This is a genomic window from Streptomyces capoamus (genome assembly GCF_014654935.1).
GTDB lineage: Bacteria > Actinomycetota > Actinomycetes > Streptomycetales > Streptomycetaceae > Streptomyces > Streptomyces capoamus.
Genome location: NZ_BNBF01000002.1, coordinates 502,683 through 507,649 on the forward strand (window position 1 = coordinate 502,683; position 4,967 = coordinate 507,649).

The window sequence follows — 4,967 nt, forward strand, 5'->3', positions numbered from 1 at the left end:
TCCGGCAGCGCCCCGTCCGCCGGCAAGCACAGCGGCACCGGCACGCCGAGCGGACCGGCCACCGGCAGCAGCGGTGACGGGCTCCTCGGCGGCGACACGGGCGGTCTCCTCGACCCGCCCAGGACCGGCACCGAGGGCAGCTCCCCGTCCGCCGGCAAGCCCCCCACGGGCCAGCCGGACGTCACCATCCCGCCGCTCATCCCGGACCTGCTCCCGGGCCTGGGCATCGACGGCCAGGACGCGGACTAGCGCGGCACGGCAACGGCTCCGGGGGTGCCCCTTCCCGAGCAGGGGCACCCCCGGAGCCGTGCGCGCACGAACGTCACGGGACCTCGTGAGCGTCACAGGAACCCGGGCGTCAGAAGAACACCGAGCGGCGCTGCACCAGCAGCTTGTACAGCGTGTGCTGGATCTGCTCCCGCACCTGGTCGGTGAGGTTGAACATCAGCATCGGATCCTCCGCCGCCTCCGGCGGGTACCCGTCCGTCGCGATCGGTTCCCCGAACTGGATCGTCCACTTGGTGGGCAGCGGGATCGCGCCCAGCGGACCGAGCCAGGGAAAGGTCGGCGTCAGCGGGAAGTACGGGATGCCCAGCACCCGGGCCAGCGTCTTGGCGTTGCCGAGCATCGGGTAGATCTCCTCCGCCCCGACGATCGAGCACGGGATGATCGGCGCCCCCTGCCGCAGCGCCGTGGAGACGAACCCGCCCCGCCCGAACCGCTGCAGCTTGTACCGCTCGCCGAACGGCTTCCCGATGCCCTTGAAGCCCTCCGGCATCACCCCGACCAGCTCGCCCTGGGCCAGCAGCCGTTCCGCGTCCTCCGCGCAGGCGAGGGTGTGCCCCAGCTTGCGGGCCAGCTCGTTCACCACCGGCAGCACGAACACCAGGTCGGCCGCCAGCAACCGCAGGTGCCGGCCGGCCGGATGGTGGTCGTGCACCGCCACCTGCATCATCAGGCCGTCCAGCGGCAGCGTCCCGGAGTGGTTGGCGACAATCAGCGCCCCGCCCTCGGCCGGGATGTTCTCGACGCCCTTCACCTCGACCCGGAAGTACTTGTCGTACACCGGCCGCAGCAGTGACATCAGGACCTGGTCGGTCAGTTCCTCGTCGTACCCGAAGTCGTCGACCTCGTAGTCCCCGGTGAGCCGGCGCCGCAGGAAGGCCAGCCCGGCCGCCACGCGCCGCTCCAGGCCGCCGTCGTGCCCGCCGGCGTCCGACGGCTCCCGTGACTCCCGTGGCTCCTCCTCGCGGCCCGCAGACCCGTCCTGCGCCCGCTCCCGGCCCGGCAGGGGCTGCACGGAGCCGACCTCGCCGGGCTCCCCGAGCGCACCGCGCCGGCTCCCCGCGCTCCGGCGCCGCGCCGGGCGCTGTGCGGCGCTCCCGCGGGACCGGTCGTCGTCGAACGGAATGACCTTGGCGTCCGCCATCGTTGCCGCTCTCCTCAGTTGGCGCCGTGCGTCTGGGGGTGGCCGCCTGCCTTCGCGGTCAGCGCGGCGAGCCGGTCCACGGCCCCCGCGAGGGTCTGCGGCGGCAGCAGCCCGGGGACCTGGCCGCGCGCGAAGTCCGCGAAGGCCCCGGCCGTGGTGTAGCGGGGCGTGAAGCCCAGCGTCTCGCGCATCTGGACGGTGTCCACCACCCGCCCGTGGGTGAGCAGCCGGATCTGCTCCGGCGAGAAGTCCGTCATACCGAGCGTACGCACCAGGGAGCCGGCCCAGGTGACCGCGGGCAGCAGCAGCGGCACGGTGGGCCGCCCGAGCCGCCGTGAGCACTGTGAGAGCAGCAGCACGCCGTCCCCGGCGATGTTGAAGGTGCCGCTGTTGAGGGTGCCCCGGCGCGGCTCGTGCGAGGCGATCCGCAGCACCTCGATCACGTCGTCCTCGTGGACGAACTGCAGCCGCGGGTCGTAGCCGAACACGGTCGGCAGCACGGGCAGCCCGAAGTAGGAGGCGAGCGGGGTGTCCGCGGCCGGTCCCAGGATGTTGGCGAACCGCAGCACGCACACGGCGACGTCCGGCCGCCGCCGCGCGAAGCCGCGCACGTACCCCTCCACCTCGACGGCGTCCTTCGCGAAACCGCCGCTGGGCAGCGACTTGGGCGGTGTCGTCTCGGTGAACACGGCCGGATCACGCGGTGCCGAGCCGTAGACGTTCGTACTGGACTTCACCACCAGCCGCCGCACGGACGGCGACTTCTGGCAGGCGCCGAGCAGCTGCATGGTGCCGATGACGTTGGTCTCCTTGACCGTGGCCCGGCTGCCGCCGCCCAGCGCCGTGCCCGTCACGTCCATGTGGACGACCGTGTCGGCGCCCGTCTCGGCGAGCACCCGGGCGATCGTCGGCTGCCGGATGTCGGCCTGGATGAAGTCGGCGCCGCCCAGGTGGTGGGCGGGCGGTACCGCGTCCACCGCGATGACGCGGTCGACCTCCGGGTCCCGCTGGATCCGCCGCACGAACCGGCCGCCCAGCTGCCGGGCCACTCCGGTGACGAGCACGATCCTTCCCAAGATCAGCGCCTTCCTTCCGCGTAACCGGTATCCCGCGTTCCCGTGTGCGGCCAACCTAGCCGGTCGTTGTTGCGCTGTGATGACCCCGGGTGCGTGCGGTGACGGAATTTCCCCCATCGGAAGACGCCGGGACCGCCGGAACATGTCTGTGGCCCCCCACCGGTCTCGGTGGGGGGCCACAGGGCCACGCTCTCGCGGCGCCGCTTACTTCTTGTTACGGCGCTGAACGCGCGTGCGCTTGAGCAGCTTGCGGTGCTTCTTCTTGGCCATCCGCTTGCGCCGCTTCTTGATAACAGAGCCCACGACTACCCTCGCTCACTTCTCATCACTCGGTTGTTTGGGCGCCATGGGCCCACACGACCTACGAGGGGCTAGCCTACCCAACCGAGCGCCGAGGTCGTAATCGAGGGGGCGCCCCCGGTCACCCGGGGGCGGTACTCAGGCCGTCTCCACCCCCACATAGCTGTCGCGGAGGTACTCGTGTACCGCTTGTTCCGGGACACGGAACGACCGTCCCACCCGGATCGCGGGCAGATGACCGCTGTGCACCAGGCGGTACACGGTCATCTTCGACACTCGCATCACCGAGGCTACTTCCGCCACGGTAAGGAACTGAACCTCGTTCAGAGGCCTCTCGCCAGCTGCAGCCATGACACACCTGAACCTTCCGCACTCGACGGCCACCGGCTTCCCCTTCCGGTGACTCTTCGTCGTTGCGTGCTCACTCCCCAGACTAGGGGCGGGTGATGCGAGTGGGGAAGAGGTGCACCCATCGGCGGCCTACTGTGACAGACACGCTCGATTGAGTACGTAGCGGGTCAGTGGCTCGTAGTGAGCAGACCGCACTGCGTCATCAACCGGAACGACGACGGACACCCGTCCCTCGGCCTCACCCACGAACGGCGCGGGATCGTCCGTGTCGGCCAGCCCGATGGCCTCGAACCCCAGCTGACCTGCGCCGCAGACCCAGCCGTGGTCCCCGACGACCAGCTCGGGCAGCGGCCCGCCGGCCGCCGCCGCGGCGTCGAGCGCGACCCGAACCGGGAGGGGCGAGTGGGTGTGGGAGCCGGGCTCACAACCGGGGCGCTCGCTCGCCGGTTCCCGCACCAGGGCAACCCCCCGTACGTAGTCGAGACGATGGGTACGTAGGCCGAACCGGGTCAATATGTCGACACAGTGACCCTGCGCCGGTGTGAGGACCTCACATCCGGCCGCCGACAAAGCGTCCGCGAGGGAGGCGTAGAAACCCAGGAGCCGGTGCGGGTGCCCGGTGCCCAGCAGCACGGGCGCCCTCCGCCCGGCCGCCTCCCGGAGCCGCCCCGCGAAGGCCTCCAGCGCGGTGAGCGTCCGCTCCGGATCGATCACGTCGGGACCGGACGTGTCCCGCGGATCGGCCGAGACCCCGCACCTGCGCGCCATCAGCCCGAGCAGGTCCGGGACCTGCCAGGCGCCTTCCGGATCGATCCCGATCAGCACCCGCGGGTCCCGGGCCGCGAACAGCCGGTAACTGCGCAGGCTCTCCTCCCGCGAGGTCGCCACGACCCCGGCCAGCCGGGCGGCCACCAGGTGTGCACGGAGACGGGCGGCGGTCCACACGGATGCGATGGTGGCCCACGGGGAACGGGACCGGGGCGGAAACGGGGGAATTGCGCACGGTCGGCCTAACGGGCACTCCCGAGACCGACACCGACCGGACGGCCACCCGGGGGGCGGGACCGCGGGCGGCTCCCCAAGGGCCGGCACCGGCGGAGCGGGTGCGGACGTGCAGGCACGTGCAGGCACCGGTGGAGCGGCTGCGGATGCTCAGAGCAGCACAGGCCGGACCGACGGATACCCAGGGGCCGGGACCGGCGGACGGCTGCGGGTGCCCAGGGGCCGGCACCGGCCGCACGCATACCCGGAGGCCGGCACCGGCGGGGCGGCTGCGGGCACCCAGGGGGCGGGGACCGGCGGGCAGCTTCTGAGGGCCGGTGCCGGGATGTTCAGGCGAGCAGCCCGCGCAGCGGGTAGACCGCCCGCCGGGTCGCCAGGACGGCCTGGTCCACGCGGTCCGCGGGATCGTAACCGTCCTCCCACGCCCCGTACGCCACCGGCCACCGCCCGTCCGTCATCCGCTGCGGACCCAACTGCCGGGTCCGGGCGAACACCTGCCGGCGCCACTCCTCCGGGATCACGGCCTCCGGCGCCACCGGCCGGCCCGCCGCGATCCCCACCAGATGCGTCCAGGACCGCGGTACGACGTCCACCACCGCGTATCCGCCCCCGCCCAGCGCGACCCACCGGCCGTCGGCGTACTCGTGCGCCAGCTCGTGACACGCCACCTGCACCGCCCGCTGCGCGTCCAGCGACACCGCCAGATGCGCCAGCGGGTCCTCGAAGTGCGTGTCGGCCCCGTGCTGGGAGACCAGCACCTGGGGCCGGAACTCCGCGAGCAGTTCCGGCACCACGGCGTGGAAGGCCCG

Annotated in this window: 5 protein-coding genes and 2 pseudogenes; 1 reads left to right on the forward strand and 6 read right to left on the reverse strand. The window is 72.4% G+C overall.

Annotation, left to right across the window (positions count from 1 at the left end):
* A pseudogene (locus tag IE312_RS05850) lies at nt 1-249 on the forward strand (DUF5667 domain-containing protein); the annotation flags it as partial.
* A 109-nt stretch (nt 250-358) separates the two neighbouring features.
* Here the strand turns inward: IE312_RS05850 and IE312_RS05855 are convergent.
* From IE312_RS05855 to IE312_RS39005, 6 genes and pseudogenes are all read right to left on the reverse strand, one after another.
* A complete protein-coding gene (locus IE312_RS05855; protein WP_189978937.1) occupies nt 359-1,429 on the reverse strand; it encodes a lysophospholipid acyltransferase family protein in 1,071 nt (356 codons plus the stop codon).
* Nucleotides 1,430-1,443: 14 nt separating this feature from the next.
* Nucleotides 1,444-2,505 carry an NAD-dependent epimerase/dehydratase family protein gene (locus IE312_RS05860; RefSeq protein WP_189978939.1) on the reverse strand — a complete coding sequence of 354 codons (1,062 nt, stop codon included), beginning with the start codon at nt 2,503-2,505 and terminating at the stop codon, nt 1,444-1,446.
* A gap of 204 nt (nt 2,506-2,709) precedes the next feature.
* A complete protein-coding gene (locus tag IE312_RS05865; RefSeq protein ID WP_003948845.1) occupies nt 2,710-2,808 on the reverse strand; it encodes a 30S ribosomal protein bS22 in 99 nt (32 codons plus the stop codon).
* Nucleotides 2,809-2,943: 135 nt separating this feature from the next.
* Nucleotides 2,944-3,156: a helix-turn-helix domain-containing protein gene (locus IE312_RS05870; RefSeq protein WP_121791081.1), complete on the reverse strand. Its 213-nt coding sequence runs from the start codon at nt 3,154-3,156 to the stop codon at nt 2,944-2,946.
* Nucleotides 3,157-3,285: 129 nt separating this feature from the next.
* The gene (locus tag IE312_RS05875) at nt 3,286-4,101 is read right to left on the reverse strand and encodes a phosphatase (RefSeq protein WP_189978941.1); all 816 of its coding nucleotides are present in this window, start codon (nt 4,099-4,101) and stop codon (nt 3,286-3,288) included.
* A gap of 386 nt (nt 4,102-4,487) precedes the next feature.
* Nucleotides 4,488-4,967: pseudogene (locus IE312_RS39005) on the reverse strand (acetoin utilization protein AcuC); the annotation flags it as partial.